Raw genomic sequence first — 25,900 nt, forward strand, 5'->3', positions numbered from 1 at the left:
GAGCCTGTAACCGGACTCCGCCCTGCCGCGTATCCCTCCTTGCGACACCTGGAAGGGGCTGGAGGCGCTCTCAACGACCGAGAGTCGCCCGCCCCTCTCAACATTCCGGCCATGAGGTTTGTCCGTTCAGGACAACGCCCGGGCGGAGTCAGGCACGCCACCATCCCCTCTGGATTTTGACGCGACGTTCCACCTCCCGGGCGCCGAGATGAAACGTTCCCGTCAAAATGTACCCATTCATCCCACTCCACCGGAATCCGACCAGGAATTTCTTACAAAGTAATGGGGGTGCGGAAACTTCCGGACGGGGTTGGGGAGAATGGGAAAAAACGGTCGCCATTCCGGGCGCCGTTCCCATCGATCTCCGGAGTCCGACCATGTCCCTGCCCATCGGCTACCGCCCGCTTCCGCCGCCCCCGCCGCCCCCGAAGCCCGTCGCGCCGCCCCCGACGAAGCCGGCGACGACTCAGCAGCAGCAGCCCGGGACGCAGCCGAACGTCTCCACCCAGACGCAGGGCAATGTTCAGACGCCGTCGCGCAACGTGCTGAGCGGCGAGTCCAGCTTCGAGGCGGGCGGCTCGCGCGCCGAGGTCAACGGCACCGGCCCCGGCGGCATCAACACCAACGCCTACGTCCAGGGCCCGACGTTCAGCGCGGACGCGTCCGTGGACGCGGACATCGGCCTGTCCGGCATCGACGTGAACGTGCAGGTGGACGTGTCCGCCAACCTGGTGGAAGCGGGCGCCAGCGCCACCAAGACGGTGGAGTTCGAGATCGCCGGCGAGGAGTACTCCGTCGAGCTGGACCTGGAGGCGCTGGGCAAGATTGGCGCCGAGGGCTCCATCGACCTGGACCTGCACGTCGGCACCGACGGCAACGTGTCCCTCAACGCCGCCGCCTCCGGCTTCGCGGGCGCGCAGGCCAGCCTCACGGGTGGCATCGAGCTGAAGCACGAGGGTGACTCCCTGGCCTCCGCCAGCATCACCGCCAGCGCCAGCGCCGGCGTGAGCGGCGACGCCCACGCGGACATCGGCCTGGACGGCGGCAACCTGGAGTTCGACGTCGGCGTGGAGGCCACGGCCGGCCTGGACCTGGGCGTCGAGGTGGAGGGCTCCGTCAATCCCGGCAACATCCTCAAGGCGGTCGGCGAGACGGCCGCCGCGGCCGGTGGCGAGGTGCTGGAGAACATCGCCGAGGGCGCCATCAACGCGGGCGGCGCGGTGGCGGACGCGGCCGGCGACGTGTTCAACGGCGCGGTGGATGTCCTGGGCGACGTGGCCGGCGGCGTGAAGGACGGGCTCAGCACGGTCGGGGGCTGGGTGGGCCTCGGGTAGGCACCCGCGAGACTGCCCGGCCCTCCCAGGGCTGGGCTATCCTCACGCCCCATGGCCGTCTCCAAACAGGCATCCTCCGCGGCGCGTTTGATGAAGCAGGGCCTCCTCAAGGACGCCGCCATCGAATTCGAGCGCGCCCTCAAGCAGGACCCGAAGGACGCGGCCGCCCTGCTCGGGCTCGCGCGATTGCGCCTCGCGCAGCATGACGAACCCGCCGCGCGCGAGGTGCTCCAGCGGCTCGTGGCCCAGCACCCCACCCACCCCGAGGCGCTGAGCCACCTGGCGCGGCTCGACGCGGAAGCGGGTGACGCGAGGCAGCTCGCGGTGTTGGAGGCGCTCGCGGCCCAGCCCAAGGCGGGCTTCTTCGAGGTCGTCAACCACGGCCGCGCGCTGCTGGCGCATCATCAGTATCCCGCCGCCATCGCAGCGCTGGAGAAGGCGCTCGCCCTGCAGCCGGGCAACGCCCAGACGCTGACGTACCTGGGCATGGCGCTCCAGGGAGACAAGCAACTCGACCGCGCCTTGAAGCGCTATCTGGATGCGGCGGAGGCCAGCCGCACCGAACACCTGCCGCTGCTATTGGCCGCGCGGGTGCAGGTGCTCAAGGACCAGGTGGGAGCGGCGCTCCAGACGCTCCAGAAGGCCATCCTGCGCAGCCCTCGCGAAACGGCCCTCATCCGGGAGTTCGCCACGCTGTGCTTCGTGGCGGGTGCGCCCGAGCCGGCCATCAAGGCCGCCATCGACATCCGTCTCCAGCAGCCGGACAACGCGGACGCCATCTATCTGCACGGGCTGGCGTCCTTCGTGGCCGGCAAGGACGCGGACGCGGACCGCATCCTGCGCGAGGCCCTGGCCAAGGTGCCGGACAACACCATGGTGCGCATCGCGCTGGCCAAGGTGCGCCGGCGGATGGGCGACGACGCGGAGGCCCAGAAGCTGCTGGAGGCCGCCCACGCCAGCGACCCGTCCGACGTGGGCGCGGCGAATGACCTGGCCGTGCTGCTGATGTCGAAGCCCGGGGGCGCGGCCAACGCCCGCACGGTGCTGGCTCCAGCGCTCAAGGCGCACCCGGACGACGCGGGGCTGCACCTCAACCAGGCCCTGGCGCTGGCGGACACAGACAAGGCCCAGGCCCGCACGCACGCGCAGAAGGCCCAGGCCAGCAATGACAAGCACATCCGCGAGCAGGCGGACCGGCTCCTGGCAGCGCTGAAGGGCAAGTAGTCCCTCACGCGTGGGGCCGCTGTCCTCTTCGCGGCCCCGCGCCTGGTGGCACTGCGGTGACCATGGGACGTCACGGATTGTTGGCGAACTCGACCGCTTCGACCGCATGTCGGGAATAGATTCACACAGGGTGAATTCACCTTGGAGCGGGTTTGGCGCAGGCGTGGTTGCCCCCTCCAAGTACGGTTCCCCATATGCTCTCTCCCACCCGGATGCCGCTGTCGCTACGCGTGCTGCCCTGGTTGTTGCTTGCAATGCCGGCGGCCGCCGCTGCCCAGCACAAGCCAGGTGACGTCGTCATCGAGCGCGTCGCCATCAAGACGGAGTCGGGCTCCAGCGGGGTCTACGAGGTCGGCACGCTGTTCGTGCCCGAGAACCGGACAAAACCCGGGAGCCGCCTCATCAGCGTTGGTTTCGCCCGCATCAAGGCGCCCCATCCCACTGGCGCGCCTCCGGTGTTCTGGCTGCCGGGAGGTCCCGGACTGAGCGTGCTTGGCGCATTCAGTGACGACGACGCGGCCACCCGGACACAAGGCCGCCTGCAGCACTGGTTGAGCTTCGGCGCGGTGGGCGACCTGGTCGTGATCGAACAGCGCGGCTATACGCGCCGCGGAGAAATGCTCGAAGTGATGAGCGAAGCCCTGCCCTTGGAACAACCCGGTTCGGTGCGCACGGAGGCATTGGCCATGCGCGCATTGGCCAGGAAAGCCATTGCGGAGAACTCCGAAAAAGACCTGTCCGGTTATGACATCACCGAGTTCGCCGCCGACGTGGATGACCTGCGCCGCGCGCTCGGCTACAAGAAAATCAGCTTGTTCGGCGGCAGCTTTGGCTCGCAGTGGAGCCTGGCGGTGATGCGGCTCCACCCCCAGAGCGTCGCGCGTGCCGTGCTTGCGTGTGTGGAGCCATTGAACAACGGCTATGACATGCCATCACATGTGTTCGCGGCATTGCAGCGAATCGCCTACGACGCCGACCGCGATTCGGGGCTCGCGCCCTATCTGCCATCGGGCGGAATGATGGAGGCGGTCCGAGCCCTCCGTCAGCGCTTCGCGGAAGCACCGGTCCGGGTCCAGGTCCGCGACGACGCCGGACAGATGCGGGCCGTCGTGTTGGGAGTGGAAGACCTTCAACTGGCATTGACTTCACATACGGCGGAGGGCGAGCAATGGCCGGCCTTCATCCTGTCGCTCTATCATGGGCATTACGAGGCCTGGGCGCGCGAGGTCATCGAGCAGCGTCAGGCGGGCAAGACGAAGCTGATTGGCCCCCTGGCCGACAGCAGCCTGGGCACCACCGCCGCGCGTGAGCATCAGCTGCGGACCGACCCGGCCGTCGAGTTTCTGGGGACCTGGAACTTCGAGTCGAACATCGCCTCCGCGTCCGATTGGCCCACCCGCGACATGGGCGACGCATTGAGGGCGCCGGTCGAGAGTGCGATTCCGGTCGTGTTCGTGAACGGCGACTGGGATACCTCGACGCCTGTCGAGAACACCCTCGGCCTGCTGCCGTATTTTCCGAACGGCCACGCCATCCTCGTCCACCGAGCCGGCCACGATGGCGCGTTCTATCAACTCCGCGAGGAACCGGCCGTGAGGAAGGCGCTCTACGAGTTCCTCAAGACGGGCAAGCAGGTCGGCCTCCCGGTCGAGGTGACGCTGCCCGTTCCCAGGTTCGCCTTGCCGTCGTTCGCGCCACCCGCGCGCGGCGAGCCATCCGGACGCTAGGGTTGCCGGTGACAAGGACGCGCGCCGCCGACCCGTGAAGGAGGTGGAAAGGCGTCCACCTTCGCGCGAGCTGGCGACCACGCCCGGACATGACCAGGGTCATCCTGCCATGGCAGGGCTTCGCTCAAAGGGGGACAATCCATGACGCGCTCCTTCGCATCCACCTTCTCATCCATCGTATTGCTGCTCACCAGCGCGGCCTGCGGTCCCGGCCCGTCCGACGACGCGGCGCCGACGGTGCCCTCCTCCGCCATCGAGGTGGGCACCGCGCGCCAGGCACTCGCCAGTTGGAGCTCCGCCGCGCCGATGTCCACGGCCCGCTTCGACCACGGCGCCACCGTCCTGCCGTCGGGCAAGGTGCTGGCGGTGGGCGGCACCAACAGCTCGGGCCTGGGGCTCGCCTCCACGGAGCTCTACACCCCGTGACCTGAGGCGAGACGGGCGGGTATCCAGTCCATCCAGGGAGCAATCAATGGCAACGCGAATCCTGGCTTCTCTCGCTGTCGCGTCCGTCTTCCTGAGCGCCAGTCCTGCCAACGCCGGCTTGCACCGAGAATGGCTGGGAGCCGCGCTGAGAATGTAATCAACGCAGGGGGCCACACGGCTCTCTGCGCACCCTCTACTTCTGCCGTGAAATCGGCTCGGGTGGGAGACGCGCGGAAACCCCTCCGACGATTACAAGCGAGGCGACGAGGCTCATTCCCTGGGCCTGTGGCGCGCCGACCTGAACCTCCTCATCCGGGAGGGGAATCCCAATGGCGCCGTCGGAGCGCAGCACGGCGAGGAGGGGTGCATCGGCGCGGGGTGGATCAAGATCTTCACCCTCAAGAGCCACGACTACAGCGCTGACACAGGCCTCATCCAGACGTTCCTGCCCGCGCTGGAGGTCAAGAACGGCCGTGTCGTCGCTCCGAAGGGCCAGGCCACGCCGGGGATGTACGTGGTGTTCCCGTACAACTACGACGACAACTCCGAGAACAGCCGGGCCATGGGCACCGACCTTCGCACCGATCCGGCGATGGTGGTTCGAGGAGCCCAGCGGCTCACGGCAACGCTCGTCCGCTGGGCCACGGCCTCTCGCAGCGGAATCGTCGCCGTTCCCAAGGACGGCGTCGACGTGGACGACGTCCACGCGTACGGCGATGACCGCGAGAAGAGCTGGGACTTCCGCCCCTATGTCCGCGGGGGCGACAACCGGCTCGCGTGGAAGCGACAGGTCTGGGGCGTGAATCCGGGCAAGCGGCGGACCCATACGTTCCTGAAGGGGCACGAGCAGGCACCGCGCCGCGGCCACAAGCTCTACTCCATCAAGACCGGCGTGCAGTACGTGGGGCTCAAGGACCAGACCTCCACCAGCAAGGATCTGCTCGAGGAGAACAGCGCCCACGCGATGCTCCGGTCGGATCTCATCTCGGAGATGACCTCGAAGTACAAACACTACTCACTGGAGACGCGGTATCAGCTCGAGGTCCTCTGCGTTCAGATGTACCTGGGCAAGCAGGACCTGTCCGGCAATGGCGTGGACGCCGACCGCTGGGACGGGTTCCAGGTCCGTGAGCTTGGAAGCATGGATGGGGAGATCTGGTTCCCGGCGCTCTCCATCCCCACCTCGGGAAAGACGTTCGCGAAGCGGTGGGCCCACAAGACGGACTTCTCCTGGAAGGACTTCTGGGGAAAGAACTTCGCGGAGAAGCTGGGGCGCGCGAAGGCGGAGATGCTCGTGCTCTTCGGCCTGCAACACATGACCGCGAACTCGCAGAACATGCTCATCGCCTTCCCTCGGGACAAGGGCGGCTACAACGCCAGCACGGATGCGAAGGCCATCATCCTCCGCGACATCGGCGACACGCTGCTCAACGACCACTTCTATAAAGTCCTCCAGAAGGTCCAGGAGCCCTACAAGCATCTGTGGTCCCACGAGGTCGCGAGCCCCTTCGGCGTCACGCTCTCAAGCAGCATCGGCCAGTACTTCCAGCCGCTCATCACCCGGTTGGGGACGACCATCGTCTTCTTCTTCGAGCCCTTCATGCAGGGCGACCTGGCCAAGAACAACAACGACGCCCAGACGTGTCTGGTGACCTGGGGCCTCATGCACAACACCGGCTTCGTCCAGTACCTGTGCGACAAGCTTGGCTATGACGAGGACTGGCAGGAGGAGCCGACAGGGCCGGTGCCCAGCGAGCAAGAGCTCCAGGCGATCATGCAGGACTTGATCAACTACAGCGGCTACGACAAGCGGAACACGGTCAAGTACACGAGCCTGGTGAAGACGGTCCTCGGTCTCCACTCGAAGGTCCGCTGGATGTTGATCGAGTCCATCGAAGACGTGCATATCGATGGCAACGGCCAGCGGAACTATGTCGTGAACGACTACGGCAAGAAGGTCGTGGACGCTCACGACCTGCTCATCGGCGCGGAGATCCAGCAATACATCAAGAGCGCGACGGGGCAGAAGGCGCTGCTCGACTTCCACAAGAAGGCGCACTTGGGAATGGTGCGCTGACACCCGCGAGCTCGACGAAGGCGGGCGGGTGCGCTTCGGCGGCACTTCGCTCAAGAGCTTCGCCGTGAACCCCTCGGTCGGCACCCGGGTCGAGGTGCACGGCATCGCGCCGGGCTACAAGGGCGTGCCCAAGGCGGTGATGGTGACGCCGCTCGTCGTCGCGCCCGCGGCCACCGATGTGCCCAAGGCCGAGCAGAGCCGCGCGCAGAAGAAGACCCCATGGCCGACCTTCGTGCGCGAGCACCCGCGCTGGAGCGACGCCGCCGAGACCTGCGTGCCCTGCGCGCGCAAGGCGCCTCGCCCCGAGCTCCCCGGGCACCCGCTGTTCGCGCCCTGGCCCCGGCGATTGCTTCGCGCACGGCTCCGTCGCCTGGCTCGACGAGCCGCGCTGGCCGAGCTGCGGCGTCCGCGCTCGACCGTCACTGGGTTTCCTTGGATCTCCATTCCTCCAGGGTGGCGGTGAAGCTTTCGAGCCCCGGGGCCGAGAGGGCATGTCAGACCGGTGAGGTGCAATCTCCCCGGCGGTGGCGAGCGGCTCTGGGGAAGGCGGACCCCTCTGAGCCGCGGCGCCACGACATGAAACCGTGGAGGCTTGGGACTTGGAAACCCCTGGACGCAGATTCGGAAGCGCCGTGGTCATTGGCGGCAGCATGGCGGGGCTCCTGAGCGCGCGGGTGCTCGCGGACCACTTCGACAAGGTGACGCTGGTGGAGCGGGATGTCCGGGTGGAGGGGCCCGCCGCGCGCAAAGGCGTTCCGCAAGGGCCGCACATCCACGTGCTGTTGGACACGGGCCGGCGCATCCTCGACAAGTACTTCCCGGACCTGTTCGAGCAGCTCCAGGTCCAGGGCGCCGAGTTCATCGACTCGAGTGGAGACCTCGCCTGGCACCACTTCGGGGTGTGGAAGCTGCGCCACACCAGCGGCATCCCCGGGCTGCTGTGCACCCGGCCCCTGCTCGAGTGGAACGTCCTGCGCCGGGTGAAGGCGCGGCCCAACGTCGCGGTGCGCGAGGGCTGCTCCATTGAAGGGCTCATCCGCGACGAGAAGGGCACGGGGCGCATCACGGGCGTCCGGGTCAAGACACCCCAGGGCGAGGAGTCGTGGGAGGCGGACCTCGTCGTGGATGCCAGTGGCCGGGGCTCGCGGATGCCTCAGTGGTTGGAAGCCATCGGCTACGCGCGCCCGGAGGAAGAGCAGGTCATCGTGGACCTTTCCTACACGACGTGCCTGCACGAGCCGCCGCCCCACTTCCAGAAGGAATGGAAGGCGCTCTTCCTCTATCCAAGTCCTCCCAAGGCCTGGCGCGCGGGTTTCATCTCACACGTTGAGGGAGGCCGGTGGCTCGTCACCCTCAATGGCTACTTCGGGGAGCACGCGCCCACTGAGTACGCGGGGTTCCTCGAGTACGCGCGCTCACTGACGCGTCCGGACCTGTACAACTATCTGAAAGAGGCCACGCAGATAGGGCCCATCTCCCAGCACAAGGTGAAGGACTGCCGGTGGCGGCACTACGAGAAGCTGCCCCGCTTTCCAGAGGGGCTGGTCATCCTGGGAGACGCCGCGTGTGCCTTCAACCCCCTCTACGGGCAAGGCATGTCGGTGGCGGGGCTTGGCGCCGAGCTGCTGGACACCTGCCTTCGCGAGCAGGCTGAACGAGGCGAGCTCTCGGGCCTGGCGCAGCGCTTCCGCGAGCGGCTGCCTGAAGTCATCCGGCTCCCGTGGCTGTTGGGCACGGGCATGGACCTGCTGTATCCGCAGGCCGTCGGGAAGCGGCCCTTCGGACTGGGCTTGCTGCACTGGTACATCCTGCGGCTGATGGAGCGCACGTCGACCGACGCGCACGTCCATCGCCAGTTCTACCGGATCCTGCACCTGCACGCGGGGCTGGAGGCGGTTCTCCAGCCCTCCGTGGCCTTGCCCGTGTTGGGCCATGGCGTCATGTCGCTCCTCCGCCCTCTCGAGCGGCTGGCGAACACCGAGACACGGCCTCCCCCTCTCACGCCCCCGCGTCCAAGCCCTGTCCCGGTCCAGAAGTCCACGGGGTAGCCGCCGCGGCCCGGGCCCTCGATGCGTCAGGAGGTCGCGGGGGCCCTGATGGCGTACGACTTCTTCGGCTTCTCCTGGGCGAACGAACTCGCGCACCACACGAACCTCCACGCGTCCCCGGGCCGGCCCTTCTCCGCCGAAGCCGCGGCGCAGGCCAACCCGGACACGCCGGCACGCACAACAAGCAGGGCAATCCGCTGGGCTCCTCGACTTCACGAAGAGCCCGCCGCAGGGCACGCACGGCTTCACGCTGTACACCGACCCGACGCCCAGCACGGCGGACGCCTTCGCATGCGTCCGGGGCGTCTCCGCCCAGCGCCACCAGCAGACACAACCCCGCGGCCACTGCCCCCATCGTGATGCCCCCTCTGGTCGCGGGCCGCGCCTGGTGACTGGAGACATCAGGCAGTGACGGCGGTCACCAGGCCACGCCACGCGACTCCACGCTGGCGCGCCTTCAAGCTCAAGGAAGATCAAGGGATTGCGCGTGCCCCCGGGCCTCCGGGGCCTTGGCACGCCCGCTGCTATGGGTGGACTCAACGCTGAACGCGGTTCCAACCCTCTTCTTCCTGAAACGAGTTCCCCCATGAAGATCTCCGGTCGCGGCTCCTCCAACGCCATCCGCCGTCCCCCCGCGCAGGACCTCCCGTCCGCCAAGCCGAGCGCACCCAAGCCGAGCACGCCCAACGCGCCCCAGAAGCCGGACACCAAGCCGAACTCGCCCAACTCCACGCTGAAGCCGGACACCAAGCCGAACTCGCCCAACGCGCCCCAGAAGCCGGACGGCAAGCCGAACTCGCCCAACGCGCCCCAGAAGCCGGACTCCCGGTTCTCGAAGACCGACCTCTTCAACTCCGCCATGCAGGTGCCGGATGCCCTGCTCTCCACGAGCTCGCTGATCAACGGCCTCCAGGGTCCGGGCGGAATGCCCCCCTCGATGCTCGGCGGTGCCCAGCTGCCGGGTGGCATGCCCCCCTCGCCCGCGATGCTCGACGGCCTCCAGGGGCCGGGCGCCATGCCCCCGCCCGCGATGCTCGACGGCCTCCAGGGGCCGGGCGTCATGCCCCCGCCCTCGATGCTCGGCGGCGCCCAGCTGCCGGGCGCCATGTCTTCCTCGCCGGTGATGCAGTCGCTCCAGACGGACGGCTTCTCGCCGGCCGGCTCCAGCAAGACCGAGAGCATCGGCAAGCTGCTGGAGGGCATCACCTCGGTGATCAGCAGCATCACGGAGCTGGTGCAAGCCGCGACCCAGGGCGTGCAGGCGGTCTCCCAGGGCGTGCAGGGCGTGGCCCAGGGGGTGACGGGCGTGGTCGGCGCCGTTGGCAACGCGGGCGGCTCGCTGCTCGGTGGCGCGCTCGGTCAGGCCCACGCGGACCCGACTGCCGGCATGAGTCAGGCGCCCACCATCGAGTAGGCCGACGGCACCGCGCCTCGGAGGGAAACAAGAAGCCCCTTTCCTGCACGGGCCGGAAAGGGGCTCTTCGTCATCACGAGGTCCCGACGCGGGTCACTTCGCGTCGACGCTGGACTCAAAAGAGTGGGTAATCCCGTGTAACCGTCACGGCGGGGCCGCCGTACCTCATGGTCAAAGGAACACGGACCATGATCGACGGGCTTTTCAGGCGATTGCTTCCCCCTCCTCCGCCCCCTCCTCCCCCGAAGAAGGAGACCCCGGCGCCGCAGTCCGCCCAGAAGCCTGCCGGGTTCACCGGGCAGAGCACGTTCGAGGCGCCGGTCCGGGCTCCCGTGGTGCTCACCCCTCCCGCCACTCCCAGGCCGGTGGCCACCACCGTCGCGGCCCGGCCGGAGGGGACGGCGACGCCAGCCCCGACCCCTACCGCCACTGGCGGCGCGCCCACCGTGCGTGAGGCATCGCGTGCCATCGAGGCGGCCTACACGTCCGGAGGGGCCAAGGCCGCCGCCGCCGAGCTCCGCGCGCAGACCGAGGCCCTGACCCACCCTGCCCAGGTCGACAAGCTGATTGCCGCGTCGCAGCCCACCATCGACCGCATCTCCACGGACCTCGCCAACGGCGTGAAGAACGACAGTGTCGACCACGACACGAACCGGGACGTGCTCCGCGACCTCGACGCGACGGTCAGCCGCGCCGGCCAGGCCGGGCGGGACGCGGTGGCCACCTCGGTCGCGAAGAAACTCTCCGAGGCGGTGCCCCAGGGCTCGGCTCAGCTGGGGCGGTTCGATGACGCGCTGGTCGAGCTGGCCAAGGACGGTGTGGGAGGAAAGCTCTCCTCCGCGGTGGGGGAGAAGCTGATCAACGACTTCGGCCGCGTCGAGGCGGGCAATGCGGTGCGCGACACGTCGGTGGATGCCATCAACGAGGTCCGCGCCGACTACGAAGCCAAGGCGGAAGAGCTGACCCAGGTGGAGACGCGGCTCAACACGGAGCTCGCCCAGCTGGGGCCCGCGCTGACGCCGGAGGAAATCGAGGCGTACAAGGAAGCCTTCTGGGAGCGGAAGGACAACGCGGACATCCGCGACGCCGCGCGCGCCGCGGGAGACACGCTCTCGGAGACGCTCACCGCCAGCACCGCCGAACTCGAGGCGCTCGCGGCGCAGGGAGACCCGGGCGCGAAGAAGGCGCTCTTCGATGGCTACAAGTCCCTGGCGGAAACGCCGGACCACGCGGATGAGGCCCTCCAGTTCGCCGGGCGCATCAACCAGGACGCCGGGCTCGCCAAGGCGCTGCGCAAGGAGTACGGCAGCGACTTCGAGCAGAAGCTGTCCGATGAAATCCTCGCGCCGGCGGTGCCGAACGCTCAGGCGGAGGCCATCGCCGAGGCAGGCGAGGGCGGCTTCGACGTGGCGATGAAGGAGTTCAGCTCCCTCGTCAAGGGGCTGAAGACGGGCCACTCGCTCGTGAACATCCCCGGCGACGTCCAGCAGATGCTGACGGACATCCGGGACATCCGCGCCGGCACCTTCACGCAGGACCAGGTGCAGGAGATGGTGGACGCCTGGGGCAACGAGTCGCCGCTGGGCAGGTCGCTGGCGGTCGCCACCCTCGGCCTCGGCCTCTATGACCTGCCCTCCCAGCTCGCGGACGGCGAGTACCTGGAGGCCCTCAAGAACACCCTCACCTCGTCCGCCGACGGAATCGAGCTGACCTCCGGCATCCTCAACACCCTGGGCAAGACGGGTGCGGCCACCGACGCGGCGAAGTTCGGCGCGAAGTTCGTCCCGCTGCTCGGGCTGGGCGCTGACGCCATCCAGGCGTACCAGGACGTCCAGGCGCTGCGAGACGGCGTCTCCGCGGGCGACGTGTTCAACCTCGCCGGCTCGGTGGTGTCGCTGGCGGGAGACATCGCCGGCTTCGTCCCGGTGGCGGGGACCGCGGTCGACGTGGTGGCCACGGTCGCGGGAGAGGCGCTCCGCACGGTGGGCGGCCTCCTGAACGGCGACCTGGGCCCCGACCTCGAGGACTTCTCCTTGGACGAGGTGACCGACATCCTCCAGGACACGCTCGGCCTGTCGGAAGCGGAGGTGCAGTTGCTGGTGGGGAACACGAGCAGCGGCTACGGGGAGCGGATGCAGGCGCTGGGCCTGTCGCCATTGCAGGTCCGGGAGCTGCTCACCCAGACGGAGCCGCCGCTGTTCGCCTTCTCCGACGACCTCGGGAGCTACGAGCCGATGGGCGACGCCCGATTCCTCTTCGAGACGGTCGCCGCGTTTGGCCTGAGCGGGGACGCGGCGTTCGAGTTCATCCAGGAGAACGGCGACGCGCTGTCAGCGTTCGAGCAGGTCGACCAGTACGCCCTCCCGGAGTCATCGCTGGGGGCCGCGATCTCCTCCGGCGACTTTTCCGCCTTCCGCGAGGAGGCGCTGCGGCTGCTACCGGATGACATCGCCGAGGACCTGGAGCCCTACCTGGACGCGACGCCGAACACCGCATTCTTCGAGGCCTGAGGCTCGAAGGCGGCTCCGGGGAGCGTGGCCCCGGAGCCACCTGCGTCTACTCACTTGGACCGCCTGCATGGCGGCGTGAAGCGCGGCGCCTGTCAGGGCTGCTCGCACGACCAGACCGAGGACGCCAGCCACAGGGCGGCCCGGGACACGTGGGTGTACACCTCCGCCACGGGCGTGCCGCCCTGCGCCGTGCACTTGGCGATGGCATCCGCGCGGGCATTCGCCAGCGCGGTGCCGGAGTCATAGCTCTGCCCGCTGCCCGTGACGTACACCACCGCGGCCAGGGCCGCTCCGGAGCTGGTCAGCAGAAGCGTCAACACAAGGGCGATGGAGTGCTTTTTCATGTTCCCGAAATATCGTGTTTTACGGCGAAGGTAGAGAAATAAGAGCTATGTCGAGGGGACAGGGGGTGCCAGGGTGGGCCGCGTCGCCTGGTCGCGGGCCCTGAAAAGACGAAAGGCGCGGACCCGAGGATTTCTCCAAGGTTCCGCGCCTCTTGAATGATGGTCGGGGAGACAGGATTTGAACCCGTGGACGAAGGATGCCCTAGACCCGCGACGGCGCACGCCTTTCGCTGAATCGTGAGTGGATCCGGTCACTTCGAGTCCACGGGTGAGTCCTCGGCAGTCCCACCTGTCACCCGGAGTCCCCTCCAGTCCTGGAGACATTTTGGAGACGGAGCCAGGGGCTCACTGAGCCCCTCCATGGGCGAGGCGTGAGGGGCTGGAAGCTGCCGCCACCTGGTCCCGAACCAAGGCCGGGGAAGCGGTCCAGGGTTCGCCCCTCCTGACGCGCTGTCCTGGTCGCGCCTCGAACCACCCGAGCAGCCAGGGGCTCCACGGAAGCCCGTGGGAGCCCCTCCGTAGCGTGAGCCCTGACGAGGTGTGGCTGGGGAGGGGCAGGTGGAGGAGCGCGGGGTGTTCGCCCTACAACGTCGGCGAGCGCGGAGGCAGGGCATCCGTCATGGGCAGGTCGGGGCCGTCTCTTTCATCCAGTTCTTCGGCTCGGCGCTTGCAGGTGACGCCGCACTTCCACTTGCTGGTGCCGGACGGCGTCTTCGTGCCGGGGGAGGACGGCGTGCGCTTCGAGGCGTTGCCGCCACCCACGCAAGCAGAGGTGGAGCGGTTGCTGAGGGTGGTGCGTCACAGGGTGCTGCGCCTGCTGGAGAAAAGAGGGGCCCTGCCCGCGCAAGGGCCTGAGGACGCGCGGCACAGCCTCTGCTCCGGCCCGGCGCCCAGCCCGCGTCTCACCCTCCAGCGGCCCTTCTTGGCCCCTCTTCACCAGCCCGCCGACCTCAACAGGGCTCCTAGCCGTCCTATACTTGAGGCCTCTTCGCCTTCTCACCGTTCCTCGTGCTGGGCGTGGTGGGCTTCGTCCAGCGGTGGCTCCGCCGCAGCCTGGAGCCCTACGAGGTCGTCTTCGCCCTCATCTTCGTCCTTCACTGGGCGGTCATCTCCTCCTTCTTCATCTGGTGGGCCGGCCACTCCAACGGGCCGCGCTTCTTCACTGACGTCCTGCCCTACCTCGTCTACTTCATCGCGTTCCCCGTGCAGTCGGTGCTGGAGGCCCCCTCACGGCACCGCGTCCTCGCGGGCGCGCTCGTCGTGACGGCCGTGTTCAGCGTGTTCGTCCACTGGCGGGCCTCCCATTCCTACGACGTGCACAACTGGAACTCCTTCCCGGTGAACGTGGACAGGAATCTCTCGCGCGTCTGGGATTGGAAGGACGCGCAGTTCCTGCGCGCCTTTCCCTAACGTCGGTGCTGTAGGCCCGGGCCTCTACCGGCGCTTCGCCCTCTACCAGGTCTTCGCCGCGGCGAGCACCTCGTTGAAGTCCATGCCGTTGACCCGCATCACCGCGAGCCAGTTGATGGGCCCCACGACGTCGAAGACGAGGCCCTTGCCGCCAGAGGCTTCGACGATGCTGGCCCCCGATGTGTTACCCGTGCCGACGCCGTAGACGATGCCCGAGCCCGCGAGCTCCACGCTCGCGAGACCCGCTCCGAAGTTGTTGTCTCCCACGGACGCCGCCACGTGGTACCGGCCATCGGGAACCTGGAGCCGGAACCTTGCTCCGGTCTGCATCGTCAGCACGAAGCTGGCCAAGCGCGCATCCTGGGTGCCCTTGCGGTCGCCTCGAGTCTGGAGACCGACCGCGTCCTGCCAGCCCCAACCGCGGGTCGCGTTGAAGGCGGAGTCGTCGGCCACCGCCCAGCCCGTCACCATCGGCGGTCCAGGAGGCTGGAAGTTCAGCGCGATCAGCTCCTGGGTCGCTCGCGGGATGACCTCGAGGGTCGCCTGGGCATCCACCGCCCCGACCTTCGCGTGGAGCGTCGTCGTTCCCTCCGACACGCCCCTGACCGTGCCGTCGGCCACCGTGGCGATCGACGCGCCGTCGGAGCTCCAGGTGGCCTCGCAGGTGACGTCGCGGGTGAAGAGGTCGGCGCCGCGGTGGTAGGAGCCGACGGCCGTGAGGCCCGCCGTCCCGCCGCGAGCCACCGTGAGCGCCGACGATGGCTGAATCGTCAACGCATCGAGCACGACGTCGCCCGTCATCGGCACCACTTCGATGACCCGGGCGCCCACCAGCCCGCGCCGGGTGAGGGGGTCGGTGTAGCTGGCCTGCAGCCGGGCCCGGCCCGGGTTGATTGCCCGGAAGGTGCCGTCCTCATCCAGGGTCGCCACCTCCGGGTCGAGCGAGCTGAACGTGATTCCCGAGGTGGGGACGACCGAGGTTCCGTCCTGGAACACCGCCGTCACTCCCAGCTTGCCGGTCGAGTTCGCCTCGACCTTCGCGTCAGGCGCCGTCACGTCGATGCGCCGCAACAGGCGAGCAGGTCTCGGATCGAGCCGGTAGACGAAGACATGGGTGTCGACGGTATTGACCACCACGAAGACATTCAGGCTCGGCACGTAGCGGAACCGCCCGAACGTCCCGTTCATGTTGGCCGGTCCGGGCACCACCGTGCCCAGCGCCGCACGCTTCGTCCAGACGCGGGTGTCGAGGTTCAGCGTGTAGATGTCCCCGCCCCCGTTCCATGCCACGAGCTGATCGGTCACCGGGTCGTAGTCGACGCCGGGATTTCCCACCGCTTCAATCTCCCGCGCGCCCGTGGTCGCCAGCCGCGTGCGCTTCGGAACGAACTTCCCCAGCGCGTCGATGGTCCAGGTGTCGGTGGAGCCCTGACCGACCTCGACGTACAGCTTGCGCCGGGGATCGACGACCGCGTTCTTGTAATAGCCGAGTTGGTCCGCCTCACCGCGGATGGTCCACCTGCCGGTGGCGGGATCCCAGACCGACACCGCCTCCGCGCCGGAGTGGTACCAGAGGACGCGGGTGTTGGGATCGTAGGCGGAGTTGGCGCCGGTGCGCGTCCCGAGCTGTGGCAGCTCGGGATGATTCTCCCAGCGCCGGGTGTCGAGGTTGAGCGCTGTCTGAGGCCAGCCATCCCAACCGATCGCGAGGAACCGGTCGAAGGGCGGAGGCAGGTATTCGAGCCCATCGTAGGTGTGGATGGCGCAATTGACGCCCAGCGCCCGGTCGGGACACTCCGCTCCGGGGCTCACCGGATCCGGGTCGGTCAGGCGGGTCCACGCGCCCGTCCGCAGATCGAAGCCGTAGATTTCGTTGCCGTAGTAACCGTTGTGCCCGCCGCCGGTGATGTAGAGCCGGTCGCGTTGGGTGTCGAGGGCACCACTCGACCAGTCGTTCATGATTCCGCTGATGCCCTCGCCCCAGCCGAGCCACGGATGCATCGCGGGGGAGAGGGCCGCGGCCCGCAGGTTCGAATTCGGGAACTCGTACCAGTGCCCCGGCGCCAACTCGGAGAGCGCATCGGGGGGTGGGTCCGGAATCGTCACCGTCACCGGATTGGACGGAAGACTCTCTCCCCCTTCGTCGGTGAGCGCCGTGACGGTGTACGTGTACGTCTCGCCCGGGACGACCGGGCGGTGGGCGAAGGCTGGCCGCTCGACCTGTCCGACCTGCCCCGCCCCCAGCAACACGCGGTAGCGCTTGACCGAGGCGGTCGTCGACGGCGCCCACGTCAGGGAGACTTCGAAGGCGGAGACGCTCGCCGCGACGAGTTGCGTGGGCGCGGCGGGCAGCGCGCGCCTCGGAGCGCAGGCGCCGGCACCTGCGTCGGCACCTGCGTCGACACCTGCGTCGGTTCCCGCATCCGCTTCCGCGACAACTCCGCCGTCATTCGACGAAGTGGAACCGCCGGAACAGCCGGCTGAGCCCAGAATCAACACACCGAGGACAAGGCTTCGAACGAGCGAGGGAGGGGGCATCTGTGTCCAGTCCTGTTGGGGGGCACCGCGGTACTGACTCAGCTCCTCACGACGCCGTCGAAGACGCCGTAGCCGCCCGGGATGAAGAAGTCCTTTCCGGGCACGAGCCCATAGGCGCGGAGCACCGTCGCCGCGACGTCCTGCGAGGTCGGCGTCCGCGTCGCGATGTCCCCGGACTCCTCGACGAGCCTCACCGGAATGCCCATGGGCGAGCCGTCCATCCTCTCGTCGTAGCCGCCGATCATCTGGTTCCCCTGGATGCCGCCTCCCACCAGGAGGGCACACGTCGCGGGGTGGTGGTCGCTGCCCACCTTGGGGAACGTCCGCCCGAAGTCGCTGTAGACGTACACGAGCGTCTCATCCAGCAGCGAACGCGACGGGTCCGAGCGGCTCGGCGTCAGGCTCATCTCCAGGCACATGCGCCCCACCATCTCCAGGGCGATGCGCAGGTACTGGGCATGCACGATCTGGCCGTTGACGAAGTGGGAGTCGAAGGTGAAGCCCTCGATGCTCGTTGCCCGCAGGTTGACGGTCGACACCAGGTCGGACTTCAGCAACTGGAGCGCGAACGCATAGTCCCCCATCGACGGCATCGTGCCGCAGGCATCCGCATAGCCGGTGCAGGCCATCCAGTCCTCGGGATACGCGGGGTCGGCCTTGAGCTTCTCCCAGGCGGGCGTCTTCTCCAGCACCGACAGCATGTCCCGGCGAATCGTGCGACTGGCGCCCTTGTACGTGTCGTAGAGCTGCTCCAGGTACCCGTCCGTTCCGGCGCTGGAGGTGCCTCGCTCGCGGCGCACCGCCTTGAGCAGGGCCGAGTCCACCGCCGTCGCGGGAACCGAGCCGGACATGGGCGTGCCATCGAAGGCGAGGTCCGGCTCGTCCTTGCGCGCGCGCAGGCCGTGCCACGTGCCGTCTCGCCGGTCGGAGAGCGTGGGCTCCACGCTCGCGCTGGAGGAGAGCAGCGTCGGGTTCGCCAGCGCGGGCAGCCCGAGCGCCATCGGCAGCGGCCCCCCCAGGGCGACATTGGGCAGGGGCCGGTCCGGGAAGCGTGACGCCATCGCGTTGGCCACGACGGCCTGCACCGACGGAGCCCGGAAGGTGGAGCCGGCGACACCGGACATGCTCGCGATGAGGCCGCTCGCGTGCGCCGCCGTCCCCTGGTCCGCGCCCACCAGCAGCACCGCCTTCTCGTAGAGCTTGTAGGCCGGGTTGGCCCACACGTACCCCTCCGGGCGGTAGACCTGGGCGTTGCCGACGACGGGGTTGTTCCCGTTCCTGTCCGCGGGATTGGAGCAGTTCCAGTAGACGGGCACGCGCAGCTTGCGCGCGGGCCCGGGGGACATCAGGTCCACCGGAGAGCGGTCCAGGTGCTCCACCTGCTCGGGGTTGTACCCGTAGGCGTAGTTGCCTCCCTGCGCGGGAGGGATGAACTTCTGGATGCCCGCGCGGGTCATCGGCGCGAAGAAGGACTCCCAATGGAGTCCGCCCACCAGCCAGATGGCCAGCATCTTCGTGGGCCGGCCCGACGCCGACTGCGCCATCGCCGACGGCAGGCCATACCGCGCCAGCAGCCCGACGTGCGCGGCCCCGAAGGCCGCTTGGAAGAGATTGCGACGAGAGAGCTTCATGGCGGGCCTCAGTAGAAGATCCAGTGCGGGTGGCGGATGAAGTACGAGCAGACCCCCACGTAGGCGGGCTCGGTGTCAGTCGGCGTCGCGAGCGGCACGAAGACGTCCGTGTACAGCTCGTCCACCTGCGCGTCGGTGAAGCGCTCTCCCAGGAAGTGGAGCGACCAGCGCTTCAGCGTGGCCTTGACGTCGGCCGGGTCCGCCGTGCGCGCCGCGCCATTCGGGAACAGCGCCGTGTTGTCCTGCCGGGCCAGGGCCCTGCGGCACCAGCGCTGGGAGACCTGCGTCAGCGTCAGGGCCAGCGTGGGCGAAGGGGTCCGGTCCGCGGAGACCTGGTTCATCACCGAGCCTCCACCCAGCCCATGGTAGCGCTCGCCGCTGATGTACTGCCGGGGAGCGGGGATGGCGTCCGGCGACTGGAGCGGGAGGTACTCCTCGCCCCGGGACTCCGCCATGTCGAAGCCGAACTCCTTCGCGTTGACGAAGAAGTCGTCGTACCCCAGCCCGAGCTGCTGGTAGAGCGCGCGCTGCATCTGGTCCGCGCTCATGCGGGTGATGCGCGGGGCGTCGCGGTCCGGCCGGGCATCACGCTGCTGCGTGCCGAGCCCTTGAATCCAGGTTCGCACCGCCTCCACGGAGAGCTTCGCGGTGCCCTCCGAGACGAGCTGCGCGTAGGTCTTCTGGCCGATGGGCATCTGCTTGAAGGCGCCGGTTCCCCGGCCCTCCAGCAGCCGCAGCAGCTCGCTTCCGTCGGGGTCGCCGGCCTTCACCAGCCGCGCATCCGCGACGAGCAGGCCCTGGAAGGCCTCCACGGAGGCGAAGTAGCCGCGCGCGCCCTGCGCATGGCAGCCCTCGCAGTGCGGTTTGAGGCCCTCCATGACGCGCAGGGTCTCCGAGGTCGCCGGCGTGCCGCACGCCGACTGTGTCTGGGAGCGGGGGGTGGACAGCGTCACCTCCGAGCTACAGGCGGCCATCCAGGGGAGTACGAGGAGCCATGCGTAGCGGTTCATGTCAGCGCCCCCTCTGGAAGAGGTCCGACTGCGTGAGTGCCTTGATGTACGGGCGGGCCTTGCGGCCCCCGGAGATGAAGCGCGCCACCTGGTCCTCCAGGTAGCCCGCCTCCTTCGCCGGGTCGATGTCCCGCCCCATCACCTGCGCGTGCAGGTGACGCACGACACACCGGTCGAACGAGCCCGAGGCGACGATGAGCTTGGCGAAACCCAGCGGCCCCACCGTCCCGTCACTCGTCTGGCCCAGCAGGGTCTGCTCCGCCGGGAGGAAGTCGATGAAGACGGCCTCCGGATTCGCGTCGGCCTGGGCCTGCGTGACGGGTGTCAGCAGCGTGTCCGGCATGTACCAGCGGTTCCAGTGGCTGAACGGGTCCGAGTGATAGGGGTACTCGCCGGTGCGCCACCGCGCGGGCCAGTGCCACACCTTGCCCACACCCGGCATCGGGTAGGTCGCGCCATGGCCCTCGAAGCCGTGCCCCACCTTCGCGAAGCGCTTGAAGTGGATGGCCGCGGGGTCCAACCGGCGGTGGCAGTGCTGGCAGGTCCCCTCCGTGCCCGGGTCCCTCTTGTACTCGTTGAACTCCTGCCCCTGCGGCGGGGAGAGCTCCTCGCAGGCCAGCATCTCCAGCGCCCGCGCGCCGCGCACGCGCTCGCGGGGATAGGCGCTGAGGAAGCCGAGGCTGGTGAGCATGCCCGCGGCGGGGATACCCTTCATGGCCGTGGACTGCGTGCGCGGATCGTACCGGTAGTCCCGCTCCTCCAGGAAGAAGGGGTTGCGGGCCGGCACGGAGTACTCGCGCCAGGCCGTCGGGTCGCCCTGGCGGTGGTCGGGGTCGACCGGTGCGCTGGCGAAGCGCGACGGTCTCCACCAGGAGTCGTCCTCGAGCAGGTACGTCAGCTCGCCGGCGAGGCCCTGCATGACGTAGGCGGCCTGCAGGCGCGTGGGGCCCACGGAGTAGTTGCCGAGGATGAGGTCCGTCATCGGCCGGTCGTGCCAACCGAGGTGCGCGAACAGTCGGGCGGGTTCCTCGGCGACGAGTCGCCGCTGCCCTTGTGGACTGTGAAGCCCGTAGTCCTCCCAGCCCGGATAGCTCCCCGTGTCGGCGTGGCAGCGCGCGGCGGCGGGCCCGCAGCCACAGTTCGCGACGGGGCCCGCGGTGGCGCAGTTCACCGTCACCGGGAAGCCGCTCGCGTCGTAGGTCTGCCCCGTGGGCGACACGCTCGCCGCGAAGCCCACCAGCACCGTCGTAGCGCCCGGGGCCCACCACGGCTCGAGGGTGCGCTCCTCCGCGGGCGTGCCATCCGGCTTCAGGCCGTGACAGGCATCCTTGTCGTCGCGGAAGTACTTCCACGCTCCAGCCTTCGGCGTGCCCTCGGGGCACCGGACAATGGAGCGCTGCTGCTGCAGGCCATACTCCGGCGGATCCGCCGTCGGCCCCACGGGCGGGATGTTGAACCAGTCGCGCGCCGTCTCGAACAGGGTCCGGTAGAAGGTGGGCTCCTGGAGCGTCCGGTCCACGAAGGCGGAGACGTAGGCGCGCTGCGCTGCCTCGGTCCCGGCGGCCTCCAGCGCGGCGTACTCTTCATCCGTCGGAGGCTCGCCTCTCAGCGCCAGCGCGCTGCGCCGCAGCAGGCGGCTGGGGACGAGCACGTCGGCCGGCACGCCCGCGTCGGAGCCATCCTCGGGTGGGGGCTCGACGCAGCCGGCATCCCCGCCATTCGGAGTGGGTCCCGCGGGCCCGATATTGCCGGAGCAGCCCAGCCAGAAAAGGAACGGGAGGAGCCACAGCAGCGCGCACGCGTCTCGCGCGGTGGCCAGCCCTGGAGGAGGGAGCTTTCGATGGGGCATCCGCAGCCCGTTGGCAAGGCATATGCCATGGGCCATTCACGCTAACGCTCGGAGTGTGCAGGGGGCGGTTTCCAGGCTCCTGCGCCGTGGCGGAACGGGGAGTGTCCACCACAGCTTGAGGTCCGCGCGCTACACCTGATGTGCACAACTGGAACTCCTTCCCGGTGAACGTGGACAGGAATCCCTCGCGCGTCTGGGATTGGAAGGACGCGCAGTTCCTGCGCGCCTTTCCCCAACCTGTCGGGCGCTGACAGGGTGGTGCTCAGCGCTTCAGCCGGAAGGTCGGCGTCCCCACCGCCAACGCCGTCCGGATGGCCTGCACGCCGCCCGCTGTCTTGTCCACGCCGTAGGTCGTCGTGCCCTGCGTGATTTCGAGCCGGCCCGCCGACGTGAGGAAGCCCACCCACTCCACGTTCCCTCAAGCGGGGGCGGAGCCGGGGCTGGAGGAGGAGAGCCCGGCCCTGGCTGCGACAGTGGAGTCGGCGAAGGAGCGCTCGCCGCGTTTGGATTGGGCGGGGACGCGGCGTTCGAGTTCATCCAGGAGAACGGCAACGCGCTGTCGGCGTTCGAGCAGGTCGACCAGTACGCCCTCCTGGAGTCGTCGCTGGGGGCCGCGATCTCCAGCGGCGACTTCGCCGCCTTCCGCGAGGAGGCGCTGCGGCTGCTCCCGAATGACATCGCCGAGGACCTGGAGCCCTACCGGGACGCTGCGCCGAACACCGAGTTCTTCGAGGTTTGAGGCTCGAAGGCGGCTCCGAGGAGCGTGGCCCAAAAATGAAAACGGGCTGAAGATCCGAAGATCTCCAGCCTGCTTCATCGTTTGGTCGAGGAGACAGGATTTGAACCCGTGGACACACGGGGTGCCCCAAACCCGCGACGGCGGACGCCTTTCGCTAAATCGCGAGTAAATCCGGGCACTTCGAATCCACAAACAAGTCCTCGGCAGTCCTATCTGTCACCCGAAGTCCCCTCTAGTCTTGGAGACATTCTGGAAACGACATCAGGGACTCATGGTGATTCAGGGAAGCTTGTATGAACTCCCTAGAACGTGTGACTTGGATGGATGTGATTGGGAAGACAGGAGCAGACGGAATGAATGCCCCCTGTTTTCTATCTCTCGAGAGAGAAAACTCAGCAGATGTTGTGTCCATAAGGGAGTTGCACACAGAGAGTGGTCCAACGCAGCGTCTGGTCCCTTGATTTCTGCCAAGACCAGATGTCCTGGCAGTTCTCTCGCCCGAAGAGCAGACTGCTAAGCGCTGGTCCTCCCCAATGGAATTTGAGGGGCCTTATTGCCCCCTATCTTGGCCAGTAGAGTTCCCTCATTGGGCGAGCCAAAGACGTTGCACAGTCATCGCATCAGCGCGACGCAGGGATCCAAGAAGCACAGATCCTCCATGCATCTATGAACCTCAACCGCCTTGAAAGCACTCTCATGCCTTCGAGGCTGTGCCAAGTGACGCAGAAAGGCGTTCCAGAAATGCTTCCTGCTCTTGCCCTACAACCTTCAGGCGTTTCCTCAGCATGCTAAACACCTGTGGGAGATTGTTGGTTCGGCCGCACACCTCAAGAGCAGTCTTCAAGTCATTCGCAACAAGAGCGCTATGGAGTAGCAACATCACAGCCCAAGAAGGCAACGCAGGCCTATCAAAAAGCCTATCAACAATCCCCAAAACAGAAAGGCTTCCCGTTTTCAAGTGAATCTGGACAACCTCAAAAGACAGTTTCTTGCCATTATCTACCTTACTCAGAACAGCAGCCGCCACATCTTCGCGTTGCCTCCCAATAGCCCTATGGAGCAGCTTCTTTGCGGTCGACAGCGGCAATGTGGGCACCCCTCTGAGTTGTTCAAGGAAGCTTAAGATTCCTTGTTCATCACAAGCGTCCAACGCCGATGTCAAAATCAGCAGCAGCACATCATCTTGCGAAGTTTCGCCACCTGCGGCACTGCTATACAGGCGAAACTTCTCAGCATTGCCAGCAGCTGCCGCATCTTTCGCGGAATTGCGCAACAGGAAAGTAATCCTTGCGCTCTTTTGTGCCAATTCACTCAAGCGAGCAAAGTCGTTTATCTGAGCGGCACGCTCGATAATCGCACTAAGAACATCATCGGCAAGACCATCGAGACCTACGGCACCAACAACAAAATCCAGCACTTCGCTGCCTTCTTGGTCCAGGCTCTGCCGAGCAACATCTGAGACAGCCTCTCTACCTCGGATTGTTGTTGCCCAGATCTCTTTTACACCCGCAGCATCACGAATGGCCACGGCACGCTCTACGTGACACCTAGTCAAATAATACGGAACCTCTCCGTTCCTAGGAGTGTGTTTTTCAGCCCAGCTTAGAAACTCCGCAGGTCGGTGTTGGGCTAGATAGTGGGCAAGCACCCGCTCACAGCTCTCAATTGCCCATTTAGGGCCACTGATGAAGTCAAGCCCTTCCTTCAAACTATCGATAGCAGCCGCAATATTGCCAATGGCCTCAAACTGCCGTGCCACGTACAGGAAGTACAGCTTTGGATCTTGCATACCTCGGTGCAGGTTTGGCCTTGCCATCGCAAGATAAGCCAAGGCAGTTTCCGCATCGGTTCGGGCTCTATGTGTGGCGATGTCTACCGCCAGGGCAACAGGAAGAGTGATCTCATCATCAGTAGTTCCTTGGCGTCTTAGCACTTCCGAAATGATTCGCTCGGAGGCCTCAATGTTATTCCGTTCATACTCAATAAGGGCCCAATCGAATCGCAGATGGTTCCATTGTGGCTTGAGAGCCAGCGCCTCACTGATCAAGGCGATTGCCTCTTCGTCGCCCAGAAACTGACGTATAATCGGAACACAGGAACGAAACTGGTTCTGATTTGGGTGTGCCATCTCGAACACTTGGTAAAACTGCTCGTATCTTCGGGTCCTTCTCGAAGTTGGAGCTTGGCGAACGAGTCTATGTTTGCGCCTTCTTGTTTCTGCTCCGTATCGATAGTCGCCAACGCCAGCAGAGAGTAGGAATTCGACGAGCTTTTTGGCGTCCTCTGGATTCGAGATCAGATTTCGCTTCAAAATCTTAGGGCCAAGGCGCGCAGCGAAATTCTGGACGCGCTTCACTGGCCTTCTAACATTAGCCATCTTACCAAGTGCACTCAGGCATGCATCGAAGTGGGCGCCAGGTGTGCGGCACAGATGTTGGACCAGTTCGTTTGCTATGATTCGATGTCTCGGCAGAAGATCAAAGCCCAATGGCGTATCTTCATACGACACCACCAACTCGAGCGATGGAAAGACATCGCTTTCGAACGAAAAGCGGCTGTCGGCTTCCGAAATGAGCAGTGCGACCTTATCAGGCGTTCGGAATCCCAGGCCGGAAAATATGCAGACAGCCATATACAACGCACTAGCTCGCGTGCCAACAATACCATGAAATTCGTCTATAACGATATCACGGAAGCGCTTCCCTTGAGTCGCTTCTAGCAAGCCAACCAGAAGTTGATTGTTCGCTTTGACAGTGAGGGCATCCAATTGCTGGTCCTCAGAGAGGTCTTGCAGGCTCCCTAGGGCATCGTGCTTTTTGAGTCTACCGATTAGTTGCCTTGCCTCGTAGGCATCAAGACGAGGAAGGAATGCAGACTCATATGACTTTGCGCCTCGCAGGTGGGCAATGGCGCTGTTCCACTCATTGCGCCGCGCAGCACCAATGATGAACGTGGTATTTCCTGAATACGAAAGCTCTCGCGACAGCGCAAATATCCTTGCCGCTTGATATTGCGCGTCGTCAAAAAAAACAAAGACTGGCTTCGGCAAGTCGGCCGTCAATCGCACAACCTCGTCGATGTCGAAATTTGCATCGGTCACATGCCGAAGTGCGGCGTGTCCGTGCCCTGCAATGTCGTACATCAGTCGTCGCAGAAAGGTCGTTTTGCCGGAGCCACCCTCGCCAAACAATATTAGCGGACCAGGAGCAATGGCCTCACTGATGACATTGGCGAGAAATTCATCATACTGGATGAAGTTATTTCCGTAATCAATTCTACGCCGGACATCAACATCCAGCCTTAAATCCGACCATGAAGGCGGATGTCCCATGAAAAACCGCTTAGGAAGTGCACTCCCTGCATCTTGACTTGGGGTAACACGCTTGAATCCGCGTGGGCCTGGATGCTCTCCAACCAGATCGGTTGAAAGTTGAAACGACCAAAGGTCTGCTACTTTCTGTATGTCAGCATGACGAGCTGGCGATTTCTTGAGCAGGGTCTCGAATAGTCCTTGGTTTATCAATCCTCGGCGATCAAGCATGAGAACAGCCTGATGCGCAAATTCCGTCGCAGGGCTCCCCGACCCCGGCAGTTCATTGACGATGCTGCCGCCGTAGTA

18 protein-coding genes are annotated in these 25,900 nt (G+C 66.4%); 11 read left to right on the top strand and 7 right to left on the bottom strand.

Features of this window, described 5'->3' with window-relative positions; translation table 11 throughout:
- The first annotated feature begins 377 nt into the window (after nt 1-377).
- From ACX114_RS34365 to ACX114_RS34405, 9 genes are all read left to right on the top strand, one after another.
- Nucleotides 378-1,334: a Circumsporozoite protein gene (locus ACX114_RS34365; protein ID WP_459291565.1), complete on the top strand. Its 957-nt coding sequence runs from the start codon at nt 378-380 to the stop codon at nt 1,332-1,334.
- Nucleotides 1,335-1,424: 90 nt separating this feature from the next.
- Nucleotides 1,425-2,558 (top strand): tetratricopeptide repeat protein, encoded by a 1,134-nt coding sequence (locus ACX114_RS34370; protein ID WP_459291566.1) that lies wholly within the window; start codon nt 1,425-1,427, stop codon nt 2,556-2,558.
- A gap of 194 nt (nt 2,559-2,752) precedes the next feature.
- Nucleotides 2,753-4,285, top strand: a complete 1,533-nt coding sequence (locus ACX114_RS34375; RefSeq protein ID WP_459291567.1) for an alpha/beta hydrolase — start codon at nt 2,753-2,755, stop codon at nt 4,283-4,285.
- Nucleotides 4,286-4,426: 141 nt separating this feature from the next.
- Nucleotides 4,427-4,711: a hypothetical protein gene (locus tag ACX114_RS34380; RefSeq protein ID WP_459291568.1), complete on the top strand. Its 285-nt coding sequence runs from the start codon at nt 4,427-4,429 to the stop codon at nt 4,709-4,711.
- 508 nt (nt 4,712-5,219) lie between these two features.
- Nucleotides 5,220-6,788: a hypothetical protein gene (locus tag ACX114_RS34385; protein WP_459291569.1), complete on the top strand. Its 1,569-nt coding sequence runs from the start codon at nt 5,220-5,222 to the stop codon at nt 6,786-6,788.
- Between the two features lie 64 nt (nt 6,789-6,852).
- Nucleotides 6,853-7,251, top strand: coding sequence for a hypothetical protein (locus ACX114_RS34390; protein WP_459291570.1), 399 nt, complete (start codon nt 6,853-6,855; stop codon nt 7,249-7,251).
- A 136-nt stretch (nt 7,252-7,387) separates the two neighbouring features.
- Entirely contained in the window at nt 7,388-8,836 is a 1,449-nt protein-coding gene (locus ACX114_RS34395; RefSeq protein ID WP_459291571.1) for an FAD-dependent oxidoreductase, read from the top strand.
- Nucleotides 8,837-9,422: 586 nt separating this feature from the next.
- Entirely contained in the window at nt 9,423-10,250 is an 828-nt protein-coding gene (locus ACX114_RS34400) for a hypothetical protein (protein ID WP_459291572.1), read from the top strand.
- A 188-nt stretch (nt 10,251-10,438) separates the two neighbouring features.
- Entirely contained in the window at nt 10,439-12,760 is a 2,322-nt protein-coding gene (locus tag ACX114_RS34405; protein WP_459291573.1) for a hypothetical protein, read from the top strand.
- 92 nt (nt 12,761-12,852) lie between these two features.
- Here the strand turns inward: ACX114_RS34405 and ACX114_RS34410 are convergent, their stop codons facing one another.
- On the bottom strand, nt 12,853-13,104 hold the full coding sequence (locus ACX114_RS34410; protein WP_459291574.1) for a hypothetical protein: 252 nt from the start codon (nt 13,102-13,104) through the stop codon (nt 12,853-12,855).
- Between the two features lie 1,017 nt (nt 13,105-14,121).
- Here ACX114_RS34410 and ACX114_RS34415 point away from each other — a divergent pair.
- Entirely contained in the window at nt 14,122-14,514 is a 393-nt protein-coding gene (locus ACX114_RS34415) for a hypothetical protein (protein WP_459291575.1), read from the top strand.
- A 42-nt stretch (nt 14,515-14,556) separates the two neighbouring features.
- Here ACX114_RS34415 and ACX114_RS34420 read toward each other — a convergent pair whose 3' ends face one another.
- The 5 genes from ACX114_RS34420 to ACX114_RS34440 all read right to left on the bottom strand — a co-directional run bounded on the left by ACX114_RS34420 (nt 14,557) and on the right by ACX114_RS34440 (nt 21,954).
- On the bottom strand, nt 14,557-17,052 hold the full coding sequence (locus ACX114_RS34420; RefSeq protein ID WP_459291576.1) for an Ig-like domain-containing protein: 2,496 nt from the start codon (nt 17,050-17,052) through the stop codon (nt 14,557-14,559).
- 38 nt (nt 17,053-17,090) lie between these two features.
- On the bottom strand, nt 17,091-18,683 hold the full coding sequence (locus tag ACX114_RS34425; RefSeq protein ID WP_459291577.1) for a DUF1501 domain-containing protein: 1,593 nt from the start codon (nt 18,681-18,683) through the stop codon (nt 17,091-17,093).
- A gap of 8 nt (nt 18,684-18,691) precedes the next feature.
- Nucleotides 18,692-19,693, bottom strand: coding sequence for a hypothetical protein (locus ACX114_RS34430; RefSeq protein ID WP_459291578.1), 1,002 nt, complete (start codon nt 19,691-19,693; stop codon nt 18,692-18,694).
- A gap of 1 nt (nt 19,694) precedes the next feature.
- Nucleotides 19,695-21,542, bottom strand: a complete 1,848-nt coding sequence (locus ACX114_RS34435; RefSeq protein WP_459291579.1) for a hypothetical protein — start codon at nt 21,540-21,542, stop codon at nt 19,695-19,697.
- Nucleotides 21,543-21,804: 262 nt separating this feature from the next.
- Nucleotides 21,805-21,954: a hypothetical protein gene (locus ACX114_RS34440; RefSeq protein ID WP_459291580.1), complete on the bottom strand. Its 150-nt coding sequence runs from the start codon at nt 21,952-21,954 to the stop codon at nt 21,805-21,807.
- Nucleotides 21,955-22,050: 96 nt separating this feature from the next.
- On the opposite strand from ACX114_RS34440, the gene ACX114_RS34445 reads away from it, so the two are divergent.
- Nucleotides 22,051-22,281: a hypothetical protein gene (locus tag ACX114_RS34445; protein ID WP_459291581.1), complete on the top strand. Its 231-nt coding sequence runs from the start codon at nt 22,051-22,053 to the stop codon at nt 22,279-22,281.
- Between the two features lie 694 nt (nt 22,282-22,975).
- Here ACX114_RS34445 and ACX114_RS34450 read toward each other — a convergent pair.
- Nucleotides 22,976-25,822, bottom strand: a complete 2,847-nt coding sequence (locus ACX114_RS34450; RefSeq protein ID WP_459291582.1) for a P-loop NTPase — start codon at nt 25,820-25,822, stop codon at nt 22,976-22,978.
- Nucleotides 25,823-25,900: the final 78 nt, after the last annotated feature.

The organism is Corallococcus sp. M7, assembly GCF_054512695.1.